We start from the raw sequence: 25,499 nt of genomic DNA on the forward strand, positions 1-25,499 counted from the left end.
ATGATGAACAAAACCTTAAGTATGCTGTTTTTATCATTGAATCGGAAGGCGAATGACAAACGTCGTTCCTTGTTCCGAGCTGTCGTGAAGCGCAATCGTTCCGCCATGGTTTTCAATAATTCGTTTGACGATCGTTAATCCTAATCCGGTCCCTGATGACTTCGTTGTAATAAATGGTTCAAAAATCGTCTCCTGCATATGTGTCGGAATGCCGCTTCCAGAGTCGTACATGTACATGTTGTACGTTTCATCGACATCGGAATATATGCAAATCGTTCCGCCTTCTTCCATCGCTTCGATGCTGTTGTGAAGCAAATTGTATAACACTTGCATCATTTGTTTCGAATCAAGCTGTAACGGCACGTGATCAAGGCGCACGTGCACGCGTATATTTTTCGCCTCTAACGTTTGTTGAAAAAGAGAAAGAACATCTTGAACGATCGTTTCCATATACGCTTCTTTCATCACGGGGGCGCTCGGTTTTGCGATAAGAAGCATATCTTCCACAATCGCGTTAATGCGATCAATTTCTTGTAATAAAAGCGGAATATGATACTGTTCGCGCTCGTTTTCCGCTAAATTTTCATTCATAAACGCTAAAAAACCGTGAATGACCGCAAGCGGATTGCGAATTTCATGCGCTGCCTTTGCCGCCATTTCCCCCATTAACGCCAACTTTTCCGATTGATGTATTCGCTTCGTTAGCTGTTCCATTTCGGTGATGTCGAGGAAGAAAATCGTTCTACCTATTATTTCACCATATAAATGATGCAAATTCGATTGCGACACTAAAAATATTTTTTCCTCTCCATCTCTTTCATATGATACTTTTACTTGTTGAAATGGATCGGGGAAAGTGAAAAGATCCCAAAACGAAGCATTGCGCTCACTTTTTCTTTCACGTTCAATCCATTGTTTTATTTCTTTTTTATCCAAACGAAGCAATGTAGCTGCGGAATCATTAATAAAATGATTCGATGTCGCTTCATCCATTGTGACAATTCCGATAGGCAACGAGTTTAATAACTGTTCAATGTACGCTTTGTCATGCGCCACTTTCTCATATAACTGTCCATACTGTCTAAACGTGAAAGATAACAATAAACCAATGCTCGTAAATAGTAAAATCCCAAAATATTCATGCAACAAAAGGAGACTGACTAAAATCAATGACGCTAATAGCGTCACACCATAAGTAAAAAACCATTCCTTCACTATACTAATCAACATATTTCTAAAACTAAAAGAAGGGGAAAATGAAAAAAACCCTATCATCAACAATATGTTGATAAAAGAATAAACAACTAAAGAAACGAAGTACGCACCAAGATCATGGAGCGAAAAAATACCACTTTCTCCCCCAAGCATCAAAAAAGAATAATAAGCCCCAACAATCATGCATGTATACATCGCAAAATTACATACATGTTTCCACCATTCCATCTTCTTTTCATGAAAAAAATATGTCGGAATCATACTAAATAACAACACCATTAAAGACGTTTCTAATCCATATACGAAGATGGTAGCTAAATAAATTGTTGAGTCTAATGAAAAGGCATTCCCTTTTGGAGGGAGATGGACGATATAAATACTTAACAAAGTCGTCGAGAAAGAAAGTAAAAGCAACAACAGCCATTGTTGTTCTACATGCTCAAAGGGACGTATATACAAAAATAAGGCACACCCCATAATCGAGATGAGCGCCACATACCATGTGTATAATCGCTTCATAAAATATATTCACCTATCATGTCGTTTTCTTTCACTCTACCATTCTATTTCAAACACAACGAAGAAGCAACGGAAGCTTATGCCTTAAACTTGAAACGAAAAAACATGGCGCAATCACGCCATGTTTTTATCGGAACATCATATCGTCTTTTCGGGCGACGCCTGTTTTGTATGCGGCTTTCATGACGGCTTCGCGCACGCGTTCAGCCACTTTGTTGTTAAAGACGCTTGGGATAATGTATGTTTCGCTTAATTCTTCGTCGGTGACGACAGAGGCGATCGCTTCAGCTGCCGCTAGCTTCATTTCTTCGTTAATTTCGATGGCGCGGCAGTCTAACGCCCCGCGGAAAATGCCTGGGAAGCAAAGGACGTTATTAATTTGGTTCGGATAGTCGGAACGTCCTGTTGCCATGACGCGAACGTACGGTTCGGCAAGCTCTGGATCAATTTCTGGAACAGGGTTTGCCATCGCGAAAACGATCGGGTCTTTCGCCATTTTTTTCACATCTTCTACCGTTAAAATCCCCGGTGCCGATACGCCGATAAATACGTCCGCTCCAACGATGACGTCGGAAAGAGAGCCTGTCATATTTTCAGGGTTCGTTAATTGCGCATATTCGTTCCAATACGGATTGTCATATTGTACGCCGCGATGAATCGCCCCTTGACGATCGACACCGATAATGTTTTTCACACCAGCCGCAAGCAATATTTTCGTGCAGGCAATTCCTGCAGCACCGATGCCTGTTAATACAACTTTAATGTCTTCAATCTTTTTATCTACAATTTTTAACGCATTTAACAAACCGGCAAGTAAGACGACAGCTGTGCCATGTTGGTCATCGTGAAAAACAGGAATGTCGAGCTCTTGTTTTAACCGTTCTTCAATTTCAAAACAACGTGGTGCGGCGATATCTTCTAAATTGATGCCGCCAAACGCTGGGGCGATCGCTTTGACGATTTGCACAATTTCTTCCGTATCTTTCGTATCTAAACAAATCGGAAACGCATCGACGCCCGCAAGCTGTTTAAATAACATCGCCTTTCCTTCCATCACCGGCATCGCTGCATACGGTCCAATATCTCCAAGTCCTAATACGGCCGTTCCGTCGGAAATGACCGCTACCGTATTTCGTTTAATCGTTAACGAATACGCCTTCGTCGGATCTTCCGCAATCGCCGTGCATATGCGCGCCACCCCCGGCGTGTACACGCGCGCTAAATCATCGCGCGTTTTAATCGGAATTTTTGATTTCACTTCAATTTTTCCGCCGATATGCATTAAAAACGTGCGGTCAGAGACGTGAATCACTTTGACACCTGTCGTTTTCCGCAACGTATCGACAACAACGTCCGCATGTTTTGAGTCAAGAACGCTGACGGTAATATCTCGCACCGTATGTGTTTTGCTTGAAGAAATGACGTCGATGCCGACAATATCCCCGCCAGCTTGTCCGACCGCTGTCGCAATGTCGCTAAAAGCGACAACGTTTTTCGCAAATTGTAGTCGAATGGTAATGTGCATGTTTGCTCCGCTTGACATCGTATGTACCCTTCCTTTTCTTTGTCGATTCGTGTTATTTTCCTGCAATGCCTGGACTTGTCATCGCATACGGGTCTAAAATAGCAGATAGCTCTGTTTCATTCAACAAATTTTGCTCGAGGCATAATTCACGCACCGATTTTCCGGTACGAAGCGCTTCTTTTGCGATGCGTGATGCCGCTTCATAGCCGATGTACGGATTGACTGCTGTAATGACGCCGATGCTGTTTTCGACATGTTGTTTTAATCTTTCTTCATTCGCTTCAATGCCAGCTAAGCAGTAGTCGGTAAACACGCGAAACACGTTGTCCATCATATGAAGCGACTGAAGCAAATTAAACACAAGCACAGGCTCCATGACGTTTAACTCGAGCTGCCCTGCTTCCGATGCTAAACAAATCGTTTGGTCGTTGCCGATCACTTGAAATGCGACTTGATTCACCACTTCCGCCATGACCGGATTCACTTTTCCTGGCATAATGGACGAACCGGGTTGGCGAGCAGGCAATGTAATTTCTCCAAGCCCCGCGCGCGGACCAGACGCCATGAGACGAAGGTCGTTGGCAATTTTCGACATGTTGATCATACATATTTTTAAAGCGCCCGATACTTCTGTATACGCATCTGTATTTTGTGTCGCATCAACGAGATGTTCTGCGCGCACAAGCGGCAATCCTGTCAAACGAACGAGATGAAAAATGACGCGCTCAATATAGACCGGATCGGCATTTAATCCTGTACCTACCGCTGTTGCGCCGATATTTACTTCATATAGATGTTGGCGCGACTGCGCAATGCGCTCCATATCGCGCTTCACGACGCGGCGATATGCTTCAAATTCTTGCCCGAGCCGAATCGGAACAGCGTCTTGCAGATGCGTCCGCCCCATTTTAATGACGTGATCAAACTGTTTCGCTTTATCGGCGAACGTATCGTGCATATGCTCCATCGTTTGAAGCAATTGGTTCACCATGTTTAACACCGCAATATGAATGGCCGTCGGAAACACGTCGTTTGTCGATTGTGACATGTTGACGTGCGTATTTGGGCTAATGATATGGTAACTTCCCTTTCTCTCCCCTAACCATTCAAGTGCGCGATTCGCGATCACTTCGTTCGTATTCATATTAATCGACGTTCCTGCGCCGCCTTGAATCGGGTCAACGATAAACTGATCGTGCCATTGTCCTGCGATCACTTCTTCTGCCGCTTTGACAATCGCCTGACCGATGCGCGCATCGAGTTGACCCGTTTCCATATTCGCAAGCGCAGCCGCTTTTTTTACGATCGCCATCGCTTGAATGAGTTCGCGATGCAATCGATACCCTGTAATCGGGAAGTTTTCTGCCGCACGCATCGTTTGAATGCCGTAATATGCGTCGTATGGAATTTCTTTTTCGCCAAGCAAATCTCGTTCGATTCGTACATCTTTCGTTTGCATCATTTACGCATCCCAACTTTCTTCTTGTTTTCGTGTCATATCATTTGCGATTGGCGTTTCCATCATGTTTTTAATGTCAAGCAAATTCGTCGTTTTTCCTAGCGCCCACATCAGCTTCGGTACGATCGCTTCCGTATTCATATCACCGGATAAAATAACGGTGTTTTGCGCTACTTTTCGCCCGACTTCGTATAACGTTAAGTCTTCCCCTTCTTCTAAACATTGCGTCGTAATGACGACGGCCATGCCATCATCAATAAGTTCTTTTATTTTCGGCAACAAATTGCGCCCTTGAAACGGCACGCCGCCGCTTCCGAAGCTTTCGATGATGACGCCGCGATATAAATGGCGAATGTAATCAAATATTTCTGGCTTTGTGCCCGGATGAAGCTTCAACAAAAACACATCCGGACAAAGCGACGCATCAAACTGCAGTTTTCCGCTCGGCTTCTGGAGCTCATATTGATAATGAATCGTTTCCCCATGAATGTAGGCGACGTACGGATGGTTAATGCTTTCAAAGGCGTCATAACTTTTCGTCCGCATTTTTACCGCTCTCGTTCCTAAAATGACGCGCCCATCGAAGACGACAAATACCCCGCCGACGTCTTCGCACGCAAAACGAAGCGCATCGCGTATATTTTTTTTCGCATCTGTTTTCGGAAAACCGATCGGCACTTGTGAACCGGTCAAGACAATCGGTTTGTGGCTGTTTTGGATCATATATGATAACGCGGCTGCTGTATAAGCCATCGTATCCGTTCCGTGTGTGACGACGAAACCGTCATATTGATCGTAATGTGTATAAATCGCCTCAGCAATATCGCGCCAATGTTCTGGCTGCATATTTGTGCTGTCGATGTTCATTAAAATTTGGCTATGTAGCCGATACGGCTGATTGTCGATCGTAATGTAGCTCGTCAATTCTTCTGCCGTCAACTTCGGCGTCAACCCTTCTTCACTCGGCACAGAAGCAATCGTGCCGCCTGTCGCAAGCAACAAAATATTTTTCATCATCGTCACCTCAAATATGGCGATTTTAAGTCATCTATTGTATTCTTTGTGTTACATCGTGTAAACTATAAATAAAATTGTTCGCGATTCGCGTACCTTTAATTCAATTATATTTAGGAAAATAGAAAATAACAAGTATTTTTATTCGTTTTGCGAACGAAGCATAGTAAGGGAGAGACAGATGATGATTTCAAAACGATTATCGGAGTTGCGGAAAAAGAAACAATGGTCGCTGCAATATATTGCCGATCAACTAAATATCGCAAAAAGTACATATGCTGGCTATGAATCGGGGTATCGTCAACCGTCGTTAGAAGCTGTCAAAGAACTCGCCATCTTATTTGGCACAACAACGGATTATTTGCTTGGCGCCATAGATGATGAACAACCGACCATTGAGCTGACGAATGCGGCGTTTCATATGACGGTCGATGGAAAAACGGTGACGGAAGACGAAATCGTTTGGCTCATTGCTTTTCTTCGCGCAAAACGCGACATCGAAAAAAAGAAATAGGCGCACAAAACGCCTACGGAATGATCGCGACATCGCGCATCAATTGTTCCACAGAACCATACGGCCGATCTAGCTGCAACATGCGTCGCAACACATGACGTGCTTCTTTTGACAAGGACAGTTCGTCTTCCCAGCTTTTCTCTTTGTCCGCTGTCGGCTCATAAGAAGAGTACAATAAAAACAATAAAAAATGGCCGAGGGCGTATATGTCGCTTGTTACATCAATGGTTCGCCTGAGCCGCTGTTCAAGTGTAAACAGCCGTTCATTTTTTTCGGATAAAAAGCGCGCAAGTCCAAAATCGAGCACATATACAATCCCGTTACGAAAAACGATATTTGGGATGCGTAAATCGCGATGGACAATGCCGTGCGCGTGAATGTATTGCACGACACGCAACACATCTGCCAATAGTGAAAACGCTTCTTTTTCATCGTACGTTTTGTTTTTATCAAAAATAAGCGTCTCAATCGTATCTCCTTCAATATATTCCATGACAAGATGCAACGTGCCGCGCACGTCAAACGAGTCGTACAACTTCGGTATTTGAGGATGATTGAGCTTTTTTAAAATGAGCGCTTCTCGTTCAAACGATGCGCGCCGCTTCTTTCTTTTCGTCCGCTTCATCTGTTTTAAAACGACAAGCTCCTTCGTTTCTTCATCGCGCGCCACGTACGCTACACCATAGCTGCCTTCTCCAAGTTGCGTTTGAATCGTGTACCGACCGTTTACGACCGTTCCTTCTCGATACGGCTTTTCAATAAAAATCATGAACTGCCAAAAAAGCTAGAGAAAATGCTGTGGCTATGATGTTTTTTCTTATAATGCTTATAGCCGTATTGCGATGGATGGCGATGCGGACGGTACGTATAACGATCGCTGCTGCTGTAACGATGTTTATGCATGCTTTTGTGTAAAAGCATTTCCAGCAATTTTTTCAACATAGTGATCATCCCCTTCATCTTAAATACTTGAATATACGAAAAAGAGAAAAAAAAGTTTCACATTTGACATATATGTCTTGCGAAATAGAAAAAATTTTATGAAAATACAAAAGAAGGGGGAATGCATATGTTTCGGGATGGAGTGAAGTCAGGAACAGCGATTGCGATTGGATATGCGCCTGTTGCGCTCATGTTCGGGTTGTTAGCGAAATCAACAGGGTTAACGCTGATCGATACGACGCTCATGAGCATGATTGTATTTGCAGGGGCCGCACAATACATTTCGCTCAATTTACTATCTCTTGGCACCGGCCCATTTGAAATCATTTTAACGACATTTATTTTAAACATTCGGCATTTTTTAATGTCCGCATCTCTTCATGAAAAAGCAGAACATGACGCACTTTGGAAAAAAGCGCTATACGCATTCGGCATCACAGATGAAACGTTTTCTGTCGCCGCCATGAAAGAAGGAACCGTCTCTGCTTCGTATATGTTCGGACTGATTTTCATTTCCTACAGCAGTTGGGTCGTCCATTCAGCCATCGGACATATCGTTGGCGCATATTTGCCAGAAACCGTACAAATCGGCTTATCTGTCGCCTTGTATGCGATGTTTGTCGGGCTATTAGTCCCCGCCATCAAAACCGAACGAAAAGCGCTTTGGCTTGCGGTGTGCTCTGGTCTTATGAACAGCGCGCTTTTATTATGGCTCAACGTCCCAAAAGGATGGGCCATCGTCATCTCTACAATCGTTTCAGCTATATGTATACAGTGGATTGTAGAAAAAGGAAAGGAGGCGGAATATGTACGATAACATTTTTCTCATCATTGTTGGCATGGGCATCGTGACATACATTCCGCGCATGCTTCCGTTGACGGTTTTTCATCGCATGAACTTGCCGCCATTTTGGCGCGGTGTATTGCGCAACGTCCCATACGCCACGCTCGGCGCTTTAATTATTCCGGGTATATTTCTTATTCAAGACGATCCGGTATTTGGCATCCTCGGCTTTGTGAGTGCCGTACTTGCCTCATGGCTCGGCGCAAACGTCATGAGCGTCGTTTTCATATCCGTCCTTGTGTTAACCGCATATACAATAGTGTCATAGTAAAAAGTCAGCGCATCACACGCTGACTTTTTCTTCATTTTGCCGTTCGCTTTCTACTCCGTTTTTCTCCAAAACAGCCATGACGACTCCACCAACAATGAACGCTCCACCAACCCAAAATGAGAAGCGCAATTGTTCATGCAAAAACAGCCAACCGAACAAAGATCCGACAAGTGGCTGGAAAAAGAAAAAGAGCGAACCGACCCCAGCATCCATCATTTCCATCCCTTTATTCCAAAGAAAAAACGCCCCAGCCGTCGACACGATTCCGAGATAAAAAATCCCGAGCACGACCGGAAACGAAAACGTTTTTGACATCCCTTCCCACCATTCCCATACCATCATCGGCGTTGTGCCAATGAAAGCGACAAAAATGGCGTATGTCGTGATCACTAATACGGAAAGGCGCGCAGATGCCATTTTGACGAGCACAGATAAAAGCGCCCACGTCACCGCTGCTCCAACGAGTAAGACGTTCCCTAAAAACGAAGTCGTCTCCCCCTCGCTAAATCCAACGACGACAACAACCCCCGCAGTTGCGAGTAACAACGCACTGAGTTTCCGCATCGTCATCGTTTCATGCAACATCCAACGGGCAAAGATGACGATGAAAGCAGGCGTGGCCGACGTAATGAGCGAAGCCGTGTGCGCATCCGACCATTTCGTCCCGACAAACTGTAAGGAAATCGAAAGAACGTATCCAACAACTCCAATATATATGATCGGTTTCCAATCGTTTTTTCCTTTTGGCATCGGGATGCGCTTTAGTCGTAAAATCGTCCATAATACAAAAAAAGCAATCGCATAACGAAGCCATACGAGCGTAAATGGCGGAACGTAATCGAGCACATATTTACTAACGACATACATTCCACCCCAAATGCTAGCAGCGAGCGACAAATACAACGAACCGAAAAACGTTTGTCTCATCTTTTCCCCCTCCGTCTTTTTTCTTTTTTCTACAAGACGGAACGTGCGCTTGCCCCGTCTTAGAAGCAAGCTGCTGGTTGATCGTTTTCAAACAACATCGTTCTCCCCTCCTGTTCATTTGTTATTTCTTCATTGTATCAAATATTTCGCCCGCTTTTACATATCACTTGGTTGTTTAAATCATATTTTTACTAGTTCATCACCAAAAGATGTACTTGCGCCAGCCATTAAAGAATCAACTCCTTGATAGGACTAGTTTTTTGCTATGTTGAACCGTTTACTAGACTCATTTTTCTTGTGGATTTAATGACAAAAGTAAGCAAACAAAATGCCAATTTGACTCACAACTTCCGCAATTAAAATAAAAACGACCAACTTACTCATTTCGGTTTTTCGACACCTGACCAACTAAAATTAGCTTTTCAACAATTGTCAAGAAACTTTAAAGTAAAAAATAACCCTTTCTGAAAGAGAAAGGATTATGTCAAGTCAGATATGTTTCTATTTTCGCTAGGCATTCATCAATTATTTTATCTATTTCTTCAATTTGTGCATCTTCTGGATTATACTTCTTTAAAATTTTTAGATGACGAACTTTCCAATCCAATGATTTAATTTGATCAGTTAAAACTACCCCTGTTATTGGATAGCCATCGCCACCAAGAAATATTCCTTCTTTTGGTAAATCCACTTCGAAAGGGTAACCCTTCTTTTGAGTGGTAATCGGACAAACAGCTATAAATCCTGTTGCTTGATTGAATTCTTTAGGCGATAAAACAATCGCATTCCTTCTCCCAGCCTGCTCATGTCCAGCTTGTGGATTGAAGTTTAAAACAACGAAATCGCCTCTCTCTGGTACGTCTGCTGACATTAAATCAATTCACGCCCTTCTATCCCGAAATCAATTTCTTCGTGTCGATTTTCAGGTGTAATCTGTGATATTAGTTCTTCCAGTGTGTATTTCTTCCGTGTTCTTTTTGGTTTTAATGTGATGATCCCTTCATTTCCAATCACATTTAATTCTATTTCGGAACCTTGTTTAATCCCTATTTGATCAGCAACATCTTTTGGGATACGAATGCCCAAACTGTTTCCCCATTTTTGAGCAACAACTGTAGACATGTAGTCTCCTCCTTTACTTTGGTTTATTTTGCTTTCTAAATGTTCCTTTGAGTTCATTATATCACCCCCCAACCAAAATGTATATACATAGTATATACGATCTTCCAAAAATGATACACCTGATTTTTCCACAAAAACCAAATAACCCCCTTTGAGAGGGTTATTTGCAAGGTGTTGAAAAAGTATGTTGTCAAGAAAAGATTTTTTAATCGTCTCTATAGCACGTCGAACAAAGAACATTGTAATGTAATCTTGTGTGTAAAAACAATTTTACAAAAACAAAAGAAGGTGGAGCGCTGTGGGGGTCCCTACTCTAACAAACGCTCCACTTCTTCTTCCGAAAGATCCGTGACGTTCGCAATATCTTTTACGCTCATCCCTTTTTTCGCCATCGTTTGTACAAGGCGCTTCATTCCTTCTTCTCTTCCCTTTTCTAACGCCTTTTGTTCATACGAAATAATTAGCTCCATCACTTTGTCTTTTTCTTTCGTCTCCATTTCATTCACCTCGCTTCGTAGTCTTCGTTCTTCTTCGTCTGATAGTTTTACATATGTTTCAAAAAAGCCAAACAGCAATCGTTGTTTCGCTTCGTCTAACTCCAACCGGACAAGCATACGTAAAAATTGTTTTTTCAGTTCTACTCGTTCACTTTCAGTATATCCCATTTTGCTTAGCAGTGCAGCGGCAATAGGGTTATCATTTCGAACGTAATTTCGCCAGTTTTGTTTGCGCAATTCGACAGTGAAGAAACGAAAGTCTAGCACGTGGCCAAAAGGAAATTGGAGCGTAAATGCAGATCGCTCGTCGCGGATCGTATCGTAGCTAAATACAGCAATGGGTACGATGGGTTTACGGTACTTTTCAAACAAACGGCTAAAATAAATAAACATCCGTTCTGGAAATGATGGTTGAACGTAGCTTTGGTTTTCGATATGCACAATCACAAGCCCGTCTTCGCCTTTTAACTTCGTTTCGACAAGCAAATCGACACGGTACTTCTCCCCTGCCGTCACATCGGTAAACAGCTCCTCGGATAAAAACGACAAATGGTGAAAGTCGATATGCTCGTGCATCGCAGGAAAAAAGAGAACAATAAACTCCTCAAAAAACGTTTGAATCAACTCTTTAAACAGACGATCGTGGTCAATGGACATACATTCACCTCACATACAATCGTTTCGATGTTTTTATTCGACAACATCGATCGTTTTCCTGCATTTGAATTTTATTAATGTCTCCCCTTTGAAGCAATCGTCCGAATGGCCATGGCTAACGATGTTGTCCGCTGTCGATGGACGAACGAAAAAAAATAGATGAAGAGATGTTTCGCGAATTGAAGGGAATCGCGATGGCAGAACAAGACATTTTAGAAGCGCTAGAAGAATGGCAAAACTTAAGCGTAGCCCCCAAAAACCGCTACGTATACGAAATGCGGCTGAAATGGCTTCTTGATCAACTCTCAAACATTCGCGGCAGTCGGGAAGAAGGAAGGCAAGAAGGCTTAAAACAAGGTCGAGAAGAAGGAAAAAATGAAACGATTCAAAAAATGCTCGAAAAAGGAATGAATATAACAGACGTTGCCCATATTCTCGATATGACAGAGGAGGGTTGAAGCAGTTAAGTAATTTCTATAATTTTTTATAAAACTCTCTACATAAATAACAAATTTTATGGTTTTATTTGTGTAGAGAGGTGATTGTTATGAAATATTACAGTATTGGCGAATTTGCAAAACTTATCGGAAAAAGTCAGCAAACTTTAAGAAATTGGGATAAAAATGACGTGTTAAAACCTGCTTATGTTGCGCCATCGGGATTTAGATATTATTCCGAACAACAGCTTCATCAAGTGCTTGGGGTAAAAAAAGCGATTGTCCCTAAAAAAGTCATTGGCTATTGTCGAGTATCAAGTAAAAAACAAAAAGATGATTTAGAACGTCAAGTCGAAGCCGTACGCACATATATGATTGCGAAAGGCTATTCGTTTGAAATCATTGAGGATATTGGAAGTGGAATCAACTACACGAAAAAAGGATTAACTCGATTAATCGACATGGTTTGTAATGGTGAGGTAGAAAAAATTGTTGTTTTGTATAAAGACCGTTTGGTTCGTTTCGGATTTGAACTGATTGAACAGATTTGTAAACGTTATGAGGTAGATATTGAAATTATCGACCATACAGAAAAAACAGAAGAACAAGAACTTGTCGAGGATTTAGTACAGATTATCACCGTTTTTCGTGGCAAACTTCAAGGAAAAAGAGCCAACCGAGCCAAGAAAATGATAAAGGAGTGGCTTGAAGATGATTCGGTCGATCAAAGTTAGGTTAGAGCCGAACAACAAGCAGCGAACAAAATTATTTGGATCAGCAGGTGTGGCTCGTTGGGCGTACAATTGGACGCTTGAACAACAAGAAAACAACTACAAAAACGGTGATAAATTCATCAAAGACGGAGATTTACGGAAAAGATTAACAGCTTTAAAACAAAACGACCCTAATTATCAATGGTTATATGATTATTCTAATAACATCACCAAACAAGCGATTAAAGATGCGTGCAAAGCATACAAAGACTTTTTCAAAGGAAAAACAAAAAAACCAAGATTCAAAAGCAAAAAGAGAAGCAAGCCATCTTTCTACCAAGACACAGAAAAAATCAAATTTAGTGATACGCATGTGTATATCGAAAAAGTCGGATGGGTACGTCTATCCGAACGAGGGGAAATTCCAACCAATACAAAGTATTACAACCCTCGCATCACGTTTGACGGTGTTCATTGGTATGTATCCGTGGGATATGACGTTCCAAAACCATCTGTCGCATTACACAGCCATACACTAGGAATTGATGTGGGAGTACAAAATCTAGCCGTTTGTTCAGACGGTCGGGTATTCCCAAGCATAAATAAAACGAAAGAAATCAAAAAACTAGAAAAGCGTTTGCGTCGGTTGCAACGTAAATGCTCAAGGAAGTACGAAATGAACAAAGTTCAAGAAAAAGGAGGTGTAGTCCGTTACGTCAAAACACGCAACATTACAAAACTCGAAAGGCAGATGCAGAAGATACGAATTCGGTTAGAACATAAACGCATGGATTATGAGAATAAAGTGGTGAACGAGTTGGTGAGAACCAAGCCTTCTCGGATCGTCATGGAACATTTAAACATTCGTGGGATGATGAAAAACCGCCATCTATCGAATGCTATTCAACAACAACGTCTATATACTTTTAAGAAAAAAATCAAACACAAATGTGAATGGTACGGAATCGAGTTTGTAGAAGCGGATTGGTGGTATCCATCATCGAAAACATGTCATTCATGCGGATATTTGAAAAAAACACTTAAACTATCCGAACGGATATTTCGATGCGATAACTGCGGTCTTGAAATAGACAGGGATTTAAATGCAAGCATCAATCTTTCGACATATCCTGCATAGCTGTTTGTACCGTGAGTTACACGGAAAATTAAGCCTCTGGAGTGCTATACCAAACGAGAGTAGCTTTGGCGAAATCGGGCACGATGAATGAGGAAGCAAACAGAAATGTCTGCAAGGTTCTTGTAGAGTTTTGTAAGTTTTGCGTAACGGAAATACGAGAACGATTGAGCGATTAATTTCGACATTTTTTAAGGGAGTGCCCTTACGAACATGCAAGGGCACTTCTTACACCTGCTTTCCCATCGGCCATTTTTTCTTTCTCCACGGCCGTAAAAAAGAAATGATAAATACAAAAATCGTTACTGCCACTTGAAAATATACTGCATACTGCCTTATCTCATGATTTCGGATAAACGTCGGATTGCTTAACGCCAATTGTTTTTGCGTCTCCAACAGTTCCATATTGGCCATCATTAGCTGATCGACAATGGAAATCCCGACAATCGTTTGAATGATGTATAGAACAAACTTTACTCCTACCCAACGATGCTTAAAAAAACCCCAATTCGTAAAAAAGCCGTAAACGACACCAACAAGTAACGTACCAATGGCCCCCCATTTTACAACATGGTCGCTAATCATCACGATGTTTTTATAACCTAAGTACGTTTCATCATATGTCGTCAAATCAAGCGAAAGAGATAATGTAACTGAACTTAAAATCCCGCCAAAAAATAGCACAACTAAAAATACATGAATCATTTTCAACCACTTCATCCCATTAGGCCCGATCTTTTTCACACACAACGCCCCCTACGTAAGTTTTTATAATTACAACACCTTTCATTGTAGTAGGAATGGCGTTCCCTTCATATGTACGCAAGTATGAATTTGCGCTACTTCTTGAGGTGTATTCACCGTCAAACAATCTCATATAAAAAAGCCAGCGACAAAAGCGCTGACTTTTTTCATTAAAAATCAAAATGGTCGGGATCAGGGCCAACTCGCTCGTTCTTATTCAAGTTATCAATTCGTTCCATCTCTTCTTCTGTGAGTGAAAAATCAAATATTGACTCATTTTCAACCATACGATGTTCTTTTGTCGTTTTTGGAATCGTGATAACACCATGCTGCAAGTCCCAACGCAAAATGATTTGCGCCACCGACTTGTTATACTTTATTGCAATCTCCTGCAAAACCTCATTGTCAAGCAACAAGCCTTGCATCAATGGAGACCACGCTTGTAACTGAATGCCATGTTCCCGACAAAACGAATGAAGCTCTTTTTGAGTCAGTCGTGGGTGATATTCCACTTGGTTTACCATCGGTTTTATTTCGGCATCTTGCATTAAATCTTGAAGATGATGAATTTGAAAATTGCTAACTCCGATTGCTTTGACACGTCCTTCTTTATAAAGTTTCTCTAATGCTCGCCACGCCTCTTTATATTTTCCAGCGACTGGCCAGTGAATAAGATATAGATCCAGTGCATCCAATCCTAATTTATTCACGCTCTCCTCATACGCTGCGATTGTGGATTCATACCCTAAGTCGCTATTCCATACTTTCGAGGTGACAAACAAATCTTCGCGCGATATCCCCGCTTCTTTCATTCCTTCACGTATGCCTTGTCCGACACCAACTTCATTTCCGTAAATAGACGCCGTATCAATGCTACGGTACCCGTGTTGAATAGCCGTTTTTACCGCTTGAACCACTTCAGGTCCTTCTTCTACTTTAAACACTCCAAGCCCTAGCCAAGGGATGTTTACACCGTTATATAAAGTAGTTGTATCTTGCAAATGTTTCGCGACCATACTATCCCTCCTAATAAATGAAAACTCGATTCAAATCGTACATTTCTTTTTTAAAAACTATTTTCCTGTGCGATCATACTTTCATCTTTTTGCTCTAAAACTCGACTCCATCCTGTTAAAAGCGTAGCCCCAACAACCATCAATGCTCCAATCCATGGTGTATGAATAAGTCCAATCGAATCAGTAACCACACCACCTAGATAAGCTCCAATGGCGATGCCTGCATTAAATGCTGAAATATTCATCGCAGAAGCGACATCTACTGCGCTAGGTACAAATCGCTCTGCTAACATCACCACGTATACTTGTAGCCCAGGTACATTCATAAATGCTAACAATCCCATGAAAATGATTGTGATGAACGCAGCTATTTTATATGGAGCGGTAAATGTGAACATCCCAAGCACAACGGCTTGCACAATAAACATGTAAAACAACGATGCAATCGGGTTTTGATTGGAGAGCTTTCCCCCCACCACATTACCAATCGCAATCGCCACACCATAAAACAGCAAAATCAATGCGACAGTTTTCTCACCAAATCCCGTAATCTCTTGAAGAAGTGGAGATAAATATGTAAAGACGACAAACGTTCCCCCATATCCTAAAGCCGTAATAACAAACAAAAGAACTAAACGACCGTTAGCTAAAAGCTTTAGCTGATCACTAAACGTCGTGCGACCACTTTTTCGCAAGTTGGCTGGAATGAGCATAGCATTAGCAATAAATGCTATGATGCCAACGATCACAATAAAGATAAAGGCAAATCTCCATCCAAACTGCTGGCCAATGAATGTCCCAAAAGGCACTCCTGTAATCGTGGCTACCGTAAGACCTGTAAACATAATAGAAATCGCACTTGCACGACGATTTTCTGGAACTAAGCTTGCCGCAATCGTAGAACCAATCGACATAAATACTCCATGCGACAATGCAGACAGCACGCGAGCAATTAACAATACACCTATATTCGTCGCACTAGCTGCCACACTGTTTCCACCAATAAAAACAAGCATAATCAAAAGCAATAACGTTTTACGTGACATATTCGATGTCAATGATGTTAACAAAGGTGCGCCGAAAGTAACCCCTAAAGCATATAAGGAAACTGTTAATCCCGCTGTCGAAACAGAAACTTGCAAATCTTTAGATATAAGTGGCAACAACCCTACACTTATAAACTCTGTGGTCCCAATCGCAAAGGCGCTTATGGCTAACGCCAATAGTGCCAATGTGCTTCGATTTTTATGCGAAGTCATTTTTCTCCTCCTAATCGTTAGTTCTATACACGAAAACATTTCAAACCGGCCGGTAAGTGTTATTATGATGTATATAAATCTTTTCGAAAAGTACGTACTTTAAAGTAATATAGATACTTAAAAGTTCTATAGTTACTTTTAAGTACCCATTAACGAGGAGGAAAATATGCAGAAAAAGAAGTACAATATCCCAGTAGAAGCTACATTAGAAGTAATAGGTGGAAAATGGAAATGTGTAATTCTCTGTCATCTCACACATGGCAAAAAACGCACAAGTGAACTGAAACGACTCATGCCGGGCATTACACAAAAAATGCTAACACAACAGTTACGTGAATTAGAGGAGGACGGTATCATTCATCGCATTGTGTACAACCAAGTTCCTCCAAAAGTAGAGTATGAACTTAGTGAATACGGCTGGAGTTTACAAGACATTTTAGACTCGTTATGTGCATGGGGAGAAAAACACATTACGAAAGTGTATGGCGATAAATTCGCGGTGTTAGAAGAGAGCGTGTTAAACGGCAAACGAACATAATATTGGCACCTACTCATTGTAAAACAAAAAACTGTCGTCGCTCCGAAACGGTCGACGACAGTAACCCCCCTACTCTAACAACCGTTGTACTTCTTCTTCCGAAAGATCCGTGACGTTCGCAATATCTTTTACGCTCATCCCTTTTCTCGCCATCGTTTGTACAAGGCGCTTCATTCCTTGTTGTTCATACGAAATAATTAATTCCATCACTTGATCTTTTTCTTTCGTCTCCATTTCATTCGTCTCCATTTCATTCACCTCGCTTCGTAGTCTTCGTTCTTCTTCATCTGATCGTTTGATAATTGCACGGTTGTGGAAGTGGCTGAAAGATGAAGTCACCGCCAACATCTTGCGCAAAAATCAAAAGGACATCGTCCAGTCGATTACTCGATTTGAGCAACACGTCTTACAGCACCCAGATGAGGTGTTACGTCGCATCGGGTGTACTGCGTAAACCAGAGGTTAAAATGTTAATTTGGATGTATATATTTTTCAACAGTTGAATAAACAATCTTTTGTTTTTATAGTAAAATAGATTAAAAATTTAAAAAATTAGAAAAGGAGGGGTGAAGTTGTTATTTGAGCATAAAATTTTAGAAACGGTTATCGATCAAGCGTATGAATGGATTGTTGTGGTGGATCATAAAGGAACGATCGTATATATGAATAAAAATTATTGTGATTTCTTAGGGAAAAAGAAAGAAGAAGTCATTGGTAAACATGTGACCGAAGTAATTGAAAATACGCGCATGCATATTGTTGTTCAAACAGGTCAGGAAGAAATTGCTGATTTGCATTATATTCAAGGAAACTATATGATTGCTAATCGTATTCCCATTTGGATGGATGGAAAAGTGATCGGAGCGGTTGGTACGGTTATTTTTCGCGATACAAATGAGTGGAAACGGATGAACAGTCATATTAAAAGTTTGCTTCCTCAACTACAAACATATTTGCAAGAATGGAAAGAACATAGCGGGGCGAAATATACACTTAATCATATTATTTCCGTTTCAAAACAAATGGAACAATTGAAAGAAAAGGTGAAGCGAATTGCGGATAGCGACATTTCTATTTTGATTCGTGGCGAAAGTGGGACAGGAAAAGAATTGTTTGCCCATAGCATTCATCAGCTCAGCAGCCGAAGCGACCAGCCGTTTGTAAAAATTAATTGTGGTGCCATCCCTGAACATTTGCTTGAATCAGAGCTATTTGGATATGAGGATGGCGCATTTACGGGAGCAAGGAAAGGTGGGAAAAAAGGAAAATTTCAATTAGCGGATGGTGGCACGATTTTTCTTGATGAAATTGGCGATATGCCATTACATATGCAAGTGAAACTACTTCGAGTGTTACAAGAAAAAGAAATTGAACCTGTCGGTGCGACGAAAACGATCAACATTGATGTGCGCATTATTGCAGCAACGAATCGACCTTTAGAAAAGATGATTGAAGAAAAACTATTTCGCCAAGACTTATATTATCGCATTAACGTTGTTCCCTTTTTCATTCCACCGCTTCGTGAACGACCAGAAGATATTGAACCGCTTATTCATCACTTTCTCGACAAAGTGTGTAAACGTTCCGGAAAGCGCATTCGTTCCATTACGCCAGATGTGATGGACATTTTGCGACGTCACATGTGGCCTGGCAATATCCGCGAGTTAGAAAACGTCATTGAAGCGTCTGTTTATTTTGCGAGTGGAGAGACGATTACGTTAGAAGCGTTGCCAGAATATTTGCGAACAACGGGCGTTTATCAAACGGATGGAAAGACATTGAAACAACTATTAGAAGAAGCTGAAAAACAAATCATCCAACAAAGTTTGCAACGGCATCATTTTGATAAACAAAAAGCAGCCAAGTCGCTTGGCATTAGTAAATCTGCGATGTATGAGAAAATAAAAAAATACGGCATATGACATTCCGCCATGCTGGAATTCGTTCCACAATGGCGGAATTTTTATTTGTCCATATATCAAGGAAAATGAAAAGGCGTTTCTTGAAAAATGGAATAAACAATATACATATAGTGTTTATTGCGATGGACAACGACTTGGCACGAAGTTTGCAAAATAAAAGAAGTGAAAGGGGGAAAGGAGAAATGAAAACGGTTTCTAAAATGAGTATAAGGGGGATGAAACGATGTGGAGTATGATCGGTTTAATTGGTGGTCTGGCGTTGTTAATCTTTTTGACGATGAGAGGAATGAACTTATTTATTGCTGCTCCGTTATGCGCGCTTATTGTCGCTTTGTTTAGTGAACTTCCGTTATTTCCGCAACTTGCTGGCGAAGGACAGGCGAATTTTGTTGGGAACTACATGGCCGGGTTTTCTGGATTCGTTCAATCATGGTACTTAATGTTTTTGCTTGGTGCGATTTTTGGAAAAGTGATGGAAGATAGCGGGGCGGCTGACAGTGTATCGAAATGGGTTGTTAAAAAAATTGGTTTAAAACATGCAGCACTAGCGGTCGTTGTAGCATGTGCAATTTTGACATATGGTGGCGTTAGCTTATTCGTTGTTGCGTTTTCTGTTTATCCGATGGCGGTTAGTTTGTTTAAGCAAGCTAATTTGCCGAGACGTTTCATACCAGCAACACTAGCATTTGGTTCGGTGACGTTTACAATGACATCTGCCGGATCGCCTGAAATTCAAAACTGGATTCCAATTGAGTATTTGCACACATCACCTTATGCAGGATGGGAAGTAAGTATTATTGTTGCAATTTTTATGGCGTTGTTTGGCTATTGGTGGTTGAAACGTATGATTAATCGAGCGGTAGCCAATGGCGAATATTTTATTGCTCGTGACGGAGATCCAACTGAGGAAAAGGCAAGACTTCTACCACATCCGCTTGCAGGGCTTGTTCCACTGATCATTGTATTAGTCATTTCATTCGTCTTCCACGATTCGTTAAAACAGTCAGCATTAATTGTCGCTTTACTTGGTGGGATTATCGCTGTGTATATATTAAACCGAAAATATTTTCAAAATTTCACTGGAGCGCTATCAGAAGGAACGTTAGGAGCGTTGCTTGCGCTAGGAAATACGGCGGCGGTTGTTGGATTTGGAGGAGTGGCTAAAGCGGCACCTGCTTTTCAACTTGCGGTTGAAACGATTACGAACATTCCAGGTAGTCCGCTCATTGGTAGTGCGATTGCAGTCAGTGTTATTGCCGGTATGACGGGATCGGCATCTGGAGGGCAAGCGATCGCTTTGCCACTTATTGCCCCACATTATTTAGACGCTGGAGTAAATCCAGAGGCATTACATCGCGTCGTGTCGATTTCGTCTGGTGCACTTGACTCTTTGCCACATAATGGATATGTCGTTACGACAATTCGGGCTATTTGCGGTGAAACGCACCAGGATGCATATAATCCAGTCGGAGCATTAACTGTCATCGTTCCATTGCTAGGCACGATATTAGCTATTATTTTATTTTCATTCGGATTAGGGATTTAAGGAGGAGCATATATGGTACAAGGTCGCGTAATGTTTATTACGGGCGCTGCTCGTGGTATCGGATTTGAAATAGCGAAAACATTTGCTAAGCACGGCGCAAAAGTTGTATTAACGGACATTAATGAAGAAACGGTACACCAAGCTGTTGCTGCTTTGTCCTCGTATGACGTGACCGGTATGGTTTGCGACGTCATGTCAGAAGAAACGTTAGATCGCTGTTTACATCAAACGGTTGAGCGTTATGGTCGGCTCGATATTTTAGTGAATAATGCAGGCATGCAGCATGTGGCTTTGATTGAAGATTTTCCAACAGAAAAATTTGAAACACTCATTCGCATTATGCTTACTGCACCGTTTGTGGCGATTAAGCACGCCTTTCCAATCATGAAACAACAACAGTATGGTCGCATTATTAATATGGCGTCAATTAACGGATTAGTCGGATTTGCTGGGAAAGCAGCATACAATAGCGCTAAACATGGGGTTATTGGACTTACAAAAGTCGCTGCTCTTGAAGGGGCACCTTATGGAATTACCGTCAATGCACTTTGTCCCGGCTACGTTGATACACCACTCGTACGTAATCAGTTAAATGATCTAGCAAAAACAAGAAACGTGTCACTAGAAGCCGTATTAGAGGAAGTTATTTATCCGCTTGTCCCTCAGCGACGCTTATTATCTGTTGAAGAAATTGCTAATTATGCTCTATTTATCGGTAGTGATCAAGCGAAAGGGATTACAGGTCAGGCGATTGTCATTGATGGTGGTTACACAGCGCAATGATTGAAGCCCCCAAAGCTTTTCGGGGGCTTCCCACTCATTCTTTCTCTACGAACTGCTTTACTTCTTCTTCCGAAAGATCCGTGACGTCTGCAATATCTTTTACGCTCATCCCTTTTTTCGCCATCGTTTGTACAAGGCGCTTCATTCCTTGTTGTTCATACGAAATAATTAACTCCATCACTTTGTCTTTTTCTTTCGTCTCCATTTCATTCACCTCGCTTCGTAGTCTTCGTTCTTCTTCATCTGATAGTTTCACATATGTTTCAAAAAAGCCAAACAGCAATCGTTGTTTCGCTTCGTCTAATTCCAATCGGACAAGCATGCGTAAAAATTGTTTTTTCAGTTCTACCCGTTCACTTTCAGTATATCCCATTTTGCTTAGCAGTGCAGCAGCGATTGGATTGTCTTGACGAATGTAGTTTCGCCAGTTTTGTTTACGAAGTTCCAAAGTGAAAAAGCGAAAGTCAAGCACGTGGCCAAATGGAAATTGGAGAGTAAATGCAGATCGTTCGTCGCGGATCGTATCGTAGCTAAATACGGCAATTGGTACAATGTGTTTGCGGTACTTTTCAAACAAACGGCTAAAATAAATAAACATCCGTTCTGGAAATGATGGTTGAACGTAGCTTTGGTTTTCGATATGCACGATCACAAGGCCGTCTTCGCCTTTTAACTTCGTTTCGACAAGCAAATCGACACGGTACTTCTCCCCTGCCGTCACATCAGTAAACAGCTCCTCGGATAAAAACGATACGTGGCGAAAATCGATATGCTCGTGCATTGTCGGGAAAAAGAGAACAATAAATTCCTCAAAAAACGTTTGGATCAACTGTTTAAACAGACGATCGTGGTCAATGGACATACATTCACCTCGCATACAATGGCTTCGATGTTTTTATTCGACAACATCGATCGTTTTCCTGCATACGAAATGCGGTCGAACTGTCAAACATTTGCGACAGTCAGGAAAAGATGCTGAATACAACGAAAAACCCCGAGTTCTCTAAAAGAACTCGGGGTTGTGATGATTCCGACTGGGCTCGAACCAGCGACCTCCACCCTGTCAAGGTGAAACAGCTGATTTTCTTAGTTTTATTCGAGAAAGATGAGACCTTTAACATTTGAAAAACGTTGATATATCAAGGTTTTACTAATTTGAACATTTACTAGGTTATACCAAATTTATCGAATGGCACCGTTTCGGCACCAAATTTGGCACCACTTATGGCACCAATAAAAAGTCCTCTAAAGGTTGATGTGACAAGCTTTCCGACAATATTAAATGGAAAGAGGACTTGTAAAATGAATAATAACGGTCAACATATCATATTAGATTATCTAGCCAAACTTATAAGAGATGAGAGAGATTATATCAACAGACAAAAAGAAGATATATTATTATATATTGATTCCGTAATAAAAAATCTTGAGGAAATTAAACGCCAAATTAATATAGTGGGTGAGAATCACATTAATGTTGATTACAATCTTATAATTATCCAAAGTAGACTACAATGTCTAATTAATGACTTGCAAGGAATCAATTTGGCGAAAAGGCAAATAAGAATATATCGAGATGCAATGCGAAAATTGAATGCCTATCTGGAAGATATAGAATGACTATTAAGGCCGCTCATGTTATTTGAGCGGCTTTATAATTATTGTTTTACTAGCAATAATTAGTTATAACCCTCTCAGAATTAAGAGTGGGTGCTGAAAAAGATAGCATATCCTAAGCTTTTTAGTGTTCAAAATATTGACTACTATCCAGCCTAGCTCGAATATTAGAACGGAGCAACGGAAGTAAAAGATAGGGATTTTTCCCTTTCTTCTGCCAACTGACTAATTACCTCATGTCAAGGCCGATTATTTTTTCCCCCAAATCGCCGGTTTAAAATTCCCCAGAAGGACCTTTCATTGATCCTTCTGTTTTTCTTCTTGGAGCCTCTTTTCCCGTAATCGATAGCTTTCCCCCTTTAGGTTGAAAATGATGGAATGATGCAGTAATCGATCTAACATCGCTGTCGCCAAAACCGAGTCTCCCACGATTTCTCCCCATTCCCTAAAGCTTTTGTTGGAGGTGAGGATAATCGGGGCATGCTCGTACCGCCGGGCGATCACTTGAAATAAGTAATGAGCGCTGTTCGGGTCCAGTTTTAGATACCCCATTTCATCAATAATGAGAACGGTTGGCTTCACAAAGACACGAAGCTTTTTCTCCAACTTTCCTTCCTGGTCGGCTCTTCTTAACTGATTGACCAAATCGTGAGCGGTAATAAAATACGTTTTATATCCTCTTGCGATCGCCTCCATTCCAATCGAAATGGCCAGATGTGTCTTCCCAATCCCCGGTGGACCGAGAAAGAGGATATTTTCTTTCCGGTCAATAAAGGACAACGTAAGCAGTTCTCGAATCCGGCGCTCATCCACCGAAGGCTGCGCAGTAAAATCAAACGTATCGATCGTCTTGCGATACGGCAGTTTGGACAGCTTGATGAGCGTTTGGATCGATCGTACCTGTTTTTCGACGATTTCTGCCTCTAATAAACGGAATAAAAACTCTGAATATGATATATTATGAGTAGAGGCGTATTCTGCCATGGCGGACCATCGCTCCGCCATGACAGGCAAATGGAGTTGGTGGCAATACTCGTGTATTCGTTCTTTCATGAGCTTTCCCCTCGCAGGAATGCGTCATAAACGGACAATGGACGAGTATCCACTTCCACCGAAACAGGCGAAATGGTGGCAGCCATTTCCGTCTGTTTCTTTTTTATTTTTTCGGCGAATGAAATCACTTTTTTCTGTTGGTCCACGTGAGAAATCTCCTCCCCTCGAAAGTACAATCGAATATCTCCATTTAATCGCTCCTTCACCAGAATTTCTTTGCCCGCATACTTCGCCGATAAGAGCCATTGTTCCCCTTTGTAGGAGAAACTGCCATCCCAATGCACCTTCCGATAGGAAAGATAACTCGTATCGTAATCTTTCAACGGAAGAGGCTTGAGTGACTCCTCTGCCCAACGCTCTTGCGGAGAAATACCGGTAGTGGCGTTTGGTTTCCGATTCGCCAATTGATCGAGCCAACGATGTAAAAGGAAATTTAATTCTTCGATGCTTTCAAACGATGTTCCTACATAGAAGTGATCCATAATATACTGAATGGCTCGTTCGACTTTTCCCTTTGTCTGGGCCCGGTAAGGCCGGCATACTTTTGGAATAAATCCGTAGTAACTCGCAAATTCGGAAAATCGTTGATTCCATTTCACCACTCCTTGTTCTCGCCCGTCTGTAACGGTCTTCATATTGTCAAATAACACCTTCTTCGGAACCCCACCAAAGTACTTGAAGCTCTGAATCAGGCATTCCATTAAGTGTTCCTGATCCTGGCTGGTCGTAAATACCGCGTATTTCATCCGCGAATAGCCTAACACAGCCACAAATAGCGATAACTTGACTTTTTTCCCTTCGATCACGACCTCCCCAACTTCTTTCCAATCGACTTGCATTTGTTCGCCAGGAAGCGTTTCATAACGAACGGTGTATTTCTTTTTCGCCGTCTCTCGGAAAGGTTTCATATAGTCTTTTAAAATCGTCTTTCCTCCCGTATAGCCCTGTTGTCGAATTTCAAAAAACAACTTTTCGCTATTAAACACCCCATCTTCTAACATTCGTTTTTGAAGATACGTCTTAAATGGATCTAACTTGCTTTTTCTTTGTTTTCTCTTGGATTTGGAAGGAGGATTGGGGGAGTGAATATATTTTCGGACGGTTTTCCGATCGATCCCCAATTCCCTCGCAATATCGGAAATACTCATTCCCCTTTCATACATCTCTTTGATCATGAAAAATTCCCCTCTCGTAGTCATGAACCATAGCTCCTCTCGTTGACACTATGGT

Annotated in this window: 28 protein-coding genes; 11 read left to right on the forward strand and 17 right to left on the reverse strand. The window is 41.5% G+C overall.

Annotation, left to right across the window (positions count from 1 at the left end; genetic code table 11):
• Nucleotides 1–33: 33 nt before the first annotated feature.
• The 4 genes from K1I43_RS02115 to K1I43_RS02130 form a co-directional block, all read right to left on the reverse strand.
• A complete protein-coding gene (locus K1I43_RS02115) occupies nucleotides 34–1,734 on the reverse strand; it encodes a two-component system sensor histidine kinase NtrB (protein WP_136260321.1) in 1,701 nt (566 codons plus the stop codon).
• A gap of 127 nt (nucleotides 1,735–1,861) precedes the next feature.
• On the reverse strand, nucleotides 1,862–3,277 hold the full coding sequence (locus tag K1I43_RS02120) for an NAD-dependent malic enzyme (RefSeq protein WP_035067414.1): 1,416 nt from the start codon (nucleotides 3,275–3,277) through the stop codon (nucleotides 1,862–1,864).
• Between the two features lie 34 nt (nucleotides 3,278–3,311).
• Entirely contained in the window at nucleotides 3,312–4,721 is a 1,410-nt protein-coding gene (gene aspA / locus K1I43_RS02125) for an aspartate ammonia-lyase (protein WP_136260322.1), read from the reverse strand.
• Nucleotides 4,722–5,732: an asparaginase gene (locus K1I43_RS02130; RefSeq protein ID WP_136260329.1), complete on the reverse strand. Its 1,011-nt coding sequence runs from the start codon at nucleotides 5,730–5,732 to the stop codon at nucleotides 4,722–4,724.
• Nucleotides 5,733–5,916: 184 nt separating this feature from the next.
• Between K1I43_RS02130 and K1I43_RS02135 the strand changes: the two genes are divergently transcribed.
• Entirely contained in the window at nucleotides 5,917–6,246 is a 330-nt protein-coding gene (locus K1I43_RS02135) for a helix-turn-helix domain-containing protein (protein WP_136260323.1), read from the forward strand.
• A 13-nt stretch (nucleotides 6,247–6,259) separates the two neighbouring features.
• Here K1I43_RS02135 and K1I43_RS02140 read toward each other — a convergent pair whose 3' ends face one another.
• Nucleotides 6,260–7,015, reverse strand: coding sequence for a serine/threonine protein kinase (locus K1I43_RS02140; protein ID WP_136260324.1), 756 nt, complete (start codon nucleotides 7,013–7,015; stop codon nucleotides 6,260–6,262).
• Nucleotides 7,012–7,188, reverse strand: a complete 177-nt coding sequence (locus K1I43_RS02145) for a hypothetical protein (protein ID WP_165569765.1) — start codon at nucleotides 7,186–7,188, stop codon at nucleotides 7,012–7,014. The genes K1I43_RS02140 and K1I43_RS02145 overlap by 4 nt, the downstream gene beginning before the upstream one ends.
• A 127-nt stretch (nucleotides 7,189–7,315) precedes the next feature.
• Here K1I43_RS02145 and K1I43_RS02150 point away from each other — a divergent pair, with 127 nt between their 5' ends.
• Together K1I43_RS02150 and K1I43_RS02155 are read left to right on the forward strand one after the other, a co-directional pair.
• Nucleotides 7,316–8,005 carry an AzlC family ABC transporter permease gene (locus tag K1I43_RS02150; protein ID WP_136260325.1) on the forward strand — a complete coding sequence of 230 codons (690 nt, stop codon included), beginning with the start codon at nucleotides 7,316–7,318 and terminating at the stop codon, nucleotides 8,003–8,005.
• A complete protein-coding gene (locus tag K1I43_RS02155; RefSeq protein ID WP_136260326.1) occupies nucleotides 7,995–8,300 on the forward strand; it encodes an AzlD domain-containing protein in 306 nt (101 codons plus the stop codon). Before K1I43_RS02150 ends, K1I43_RS02155 begins: the two co-directional genes overlap by 11 nt.
• A gap of 15 nt (nucleotides 8,301–8,315) precedes the next feature.
• Here K1I43_RS02155 and K1I43_RS02160 read toward each other — a convergent pair whose 3' ends face one another.
• The 4 genes from K1I43_RS02160 to K1I43_RS02175 form a co-directional block, all read right to left on the reverse strand.
• Nucleotides 8,316–9,230, reverse strand: coding sequence for a DMT family transporter (locus K1I43_RS02160; protein WP_035067428.1), 915 nt, complete (start codon nucleotides 9,228–9,230; stop codon nucleotides 8,316–8,318).
• Between the two features lie 484 nt (nucleotides 9,231–9,714).
• On the reverse strand, nucleotides 9,715–10,101 hold the full coding sequence (locus K1I43_RS02165) for a type II toxin-antitoxin system PemK/MazF family toxin (RefSeq protein WP_136260327.1): 387 nt from the start codon (nucleotides 10,099–10,101) through the stop codon (nucleotides 9,715–9,717).
• Entirely contained in the window at nucleotides 10,101–10,409 is a 309-nt protein-coding gene (locus K1I43_RS02170; RefSeq protein WP_019418225.1) for an AbrB/MazE/SpoVT family DNA-binding domain-containing protein, read from the reverse strand. Before K1I43_RS02170 ends, K1I43_RS02165 begins: the two co-directional genes overlap by 1 nt.
• A 251-nt stretch (nucleotides 10,410–10,660) precedes the next feature.
• Nucleotides 10,661–11,506: an Rpn family recombination-promoting nuclease/putative transposase gene (locus K1I43_RS02175; protein WP_220382600.1), complete on the reverse strand. Its 846-nt coding sequence runs from the start codon at nucleotides 11,504–11,506 to the stop codon at nucleotides 10,661–10,663.
• A 137-nt stretch (nucleotides 11,507–11,643) separates the two neighbouring features.
• Here K1I43_RS02175 and K1I43_RS02180 point away from each other — a divergent pair, with 137 nt between their 5' ends.
• The 3 genes from K1I43_RS02180 to K1I43_RS02190 all read left to right on the forward strand — a co-directional run bounded on the left by K1I43_RS02180 (nucleotide 11,644) and on the right by K1I43_RS02190 (nucleotide 13,794).
• Nucleotides 11,644–11,964: an Rpn family recombination-promoting nuclease/putative transposase gene (locus tag K1I43_RS02180; RefSeq protein ID WP_240688415.1), complete on the forward strand. Its 321-nt coding sequence runs from the start codon at nucleotides 11,644–11,646 to the stop codon at nucleotides 11,962–11,964.
• Nucleotides 11,965–12,053: 89 nt separating this feature from the next.
• Nucleotides 12,054–12,677: an IS607 family transposase gene (locus K1I43_RS02185; RefSeq protein ID WP_136260240.1), complete on the forward strand. Its 624-nt coding sequence runs from the start codon at nucleotides 12,054–12,056 to the stop codon at nucleotides 12,675–12,677.
• On the forward strand, nucleotides 12,655–13,794 hold the full coding sequence (locus K1I43_RS02190) for an RNA-guided endonuclease InsQ/TnpB family protein (RefSeq protein WP_136260241.1): 1,140 nt from the start codon (nucleotides 12,655–12,657) through the stop codon (nucleotides 13,792–13,794). The genes K1I43_RS02185 and K1I43_RS02190 overlap by 23 nt, the downstream gene beginning before the upstream one ends.
• A 225-nt stretch (nucleotides 13,795–14,019) precedes the next feature.
• On the opposite strand, the gene K1I43_RS02195 is transcribed toward K1I43_RS02190, so the two are convergent.
• The 3 genes from K1I43_RS02195 to K1I43_RS02205 all read right to left on the reverse strand — a co-directional run bounded on the left by K1I43_RS02195 (nucleotide 14,020) and on the right by K1I43_RS02205 (nucleotide 16,810).
• Nucleotides 14,020–14,535 (reverse strand): DUF2269 family protein, encoded by a 516-nt coding sequence (locus K1I43_RS02195; RefSeq protein WP_136260242.1) that lies wholly within the window; start codon nucleotides 14,533–14,535, stop codon nucleotides 14,020–14,022.
• Nucleotides 14,536–14,705: 170 nt separating this feature from the next.
• Entirely contained in the window at nucleotides 14,706–15,551 is an 846-nt protein-coding gene (locus K1I43_RS02200) for an aldo/keto reductase (protein WP_136260243.1), read from the reverse strand.
• Nucleotides 15,552–15,601: 50 nt separating this feature from the next.
• Nucleotides 15,602–16,810 (reverse strand): MFS transporter, encoded by a 1,209-nt coding sequence (locus tag K1I43_RS02205; protein ID WP_136260244.1) that lies wholly within the window; start codon nucleotides 16,808–16,810, stop codon nucleotides 15,602–15,604.
• Nucleotides 16,811–16,976: 166 nt separating this feature from the next.
• Between K1I43_RS02205 and K1I43_RS02210 the strand changes: the two genes are divergently transcribed.
• Nucleotides 16,977–17,348 (forward strand): winged helix-turn-helix transcriptional regulator, encoded by a 372-nt coding sequence (locus K1I43_RS02210; protein WP_019418688.1) that lies wholly within the window; start codon nucleotides 16,977–16,979, stop codon nucleotides 17,346–17,348.
• A gap of 69 nt (nucleotides 17,349–17,417) precedes the next feature.
• Here the strand turns inward: K1I43_RS02210 and K1I43_RS02215 are convergent, their stop codons facing one another.
• A complete protein-coding gene (locus K1I43_RS02215) occupies nucleotides 17,418–17,687 on the reverse strand; it encodes a transposase (RefSeq protein WP_240688416.1) in 270 nt (89 codons plus the stop codon).
• Nucleotides 17,688–17,920: 233 nt separating this feature from the next.
• Here K1I43_RS02215 and K1I43_RS02220 point away from each other — a divergent pair, with 233 nt between their 5' ends.
• From K1I43_RS02220 to K1I43_RS02230, 3 genes are all read left to right on the forward strand, one after another.
• Nucleotides 17,921–19,270 carry a sigma-54 interaction domain-containing protein gene (locus K1I43_RS02220; RefSeq protein WP_136260246.1) on the forward strand — a complete coding sequence of 450 codons (1,350 nt, stop codon included), beginning with the start codon at nucleotides 17,921–17,923 and terminating at the stop codon, nucleotides 19,268–19,270.
• 223 nt (nucleotides 19,271–19,493) lie between these two features.
• Nucleotides 19,494–20,816: a GntP family permease gene (locus K1I43_RS02225; RefSeq protein WP_019418695.1), complete on the forward strand. Its 1,323-nt coding sequence runs from the start codon at nucleotides 19,494–19,496 to the stop codon at nucleotides 20,814–20,816.
• 12 nt (nucleotides 20,817–20,828) lie between these two features.
• Nucleotides 20,829–21,599, forward strand: coding sequence for a 3-hydroxybutyrate dehydrogenase (locus K1I43_RS02230; protein WP_019418694.1), 771 nt, complete (start codon nucleotides 20,829–20,831; stop codon nucleotides 21,597–21,599).
• 34 nt (nucleotides 21,600–21,633) lie between these two features.
• Here the strand turns inward: K1I43_RS02230 and K1I43_RS02235 are convergent, their stop codons facing one another.
• Nucleotides 21,634–22,461, reverse strand: coding sequence for an RpnC/YadD family protein (locus K1I43_RS02235; RefSeq protein ID WP_116052109.1), 828 nt, complete (start codon nucleotides 22,459–22,461; stop codon nucleotides 21,634–21,636).
• Nucleotides 22,462–22,901: 440 nt separating this feature from the next.
• On the opposite strand from K1I43_RS02235, the gene K1I43_RS02240 reads away from it, so the two are divergent.
• Nucleotides 22,902–23,219: a hypothetical protein gene (locus K1I43_RS02240; RefSeq protein WP_019417177.1), complete on the forward strand. Its 318-nt coding sequence runs from the start codon at nucleotides 22,902–22,904 to the stop codon at nucleotides 23,217–23,219.
• Nucleotides 23,220–23,513: 294 nt separating this feature from the next.
• Here the strand turns inward: K1I43_RS02240 and istB are convergent, their stop codons facing one another.
• Nucleotides 23,514–24,269 (reverse strand): IS21-like element IS5376 family helper ATPase IstB, encoded by a 756-nt coding sequence (istB, locus tag K1I43_RS02245; protein ID WP_019417176.1) that lies wholly within the window; start codon nucleotides 24,267–24,269, stop codon nucleotides 23,514–23,516.
• Nucleotides 24,266–25,468: an IS21-like element IS5376 family transposase gene (gene istA, locus K1I43_RS02250; protein WP_012576119.1), complete on the reverse strand. Its 1,203-nt coding sequence runs from the start codon at nucleotides 25,466–25,468 to the stop codon at nucleotides 24,266–24,268. Before istA ends, istB begins: the two co-directional genes overlap by 4 nt.
• Nucleotides 25,469–25,499 lie beyond the last annotated feature (31 nt).

The organism is Anoxybacillus sp. ST70 (genome assembly GCF_019553625.1).
GTDB classification, from domain to species: Bacteria; Bacillota; Bacilli; order Bacillales; family Anoxybacillaceae; genus Anoxybacillus; species Anoxybacillus gonensis.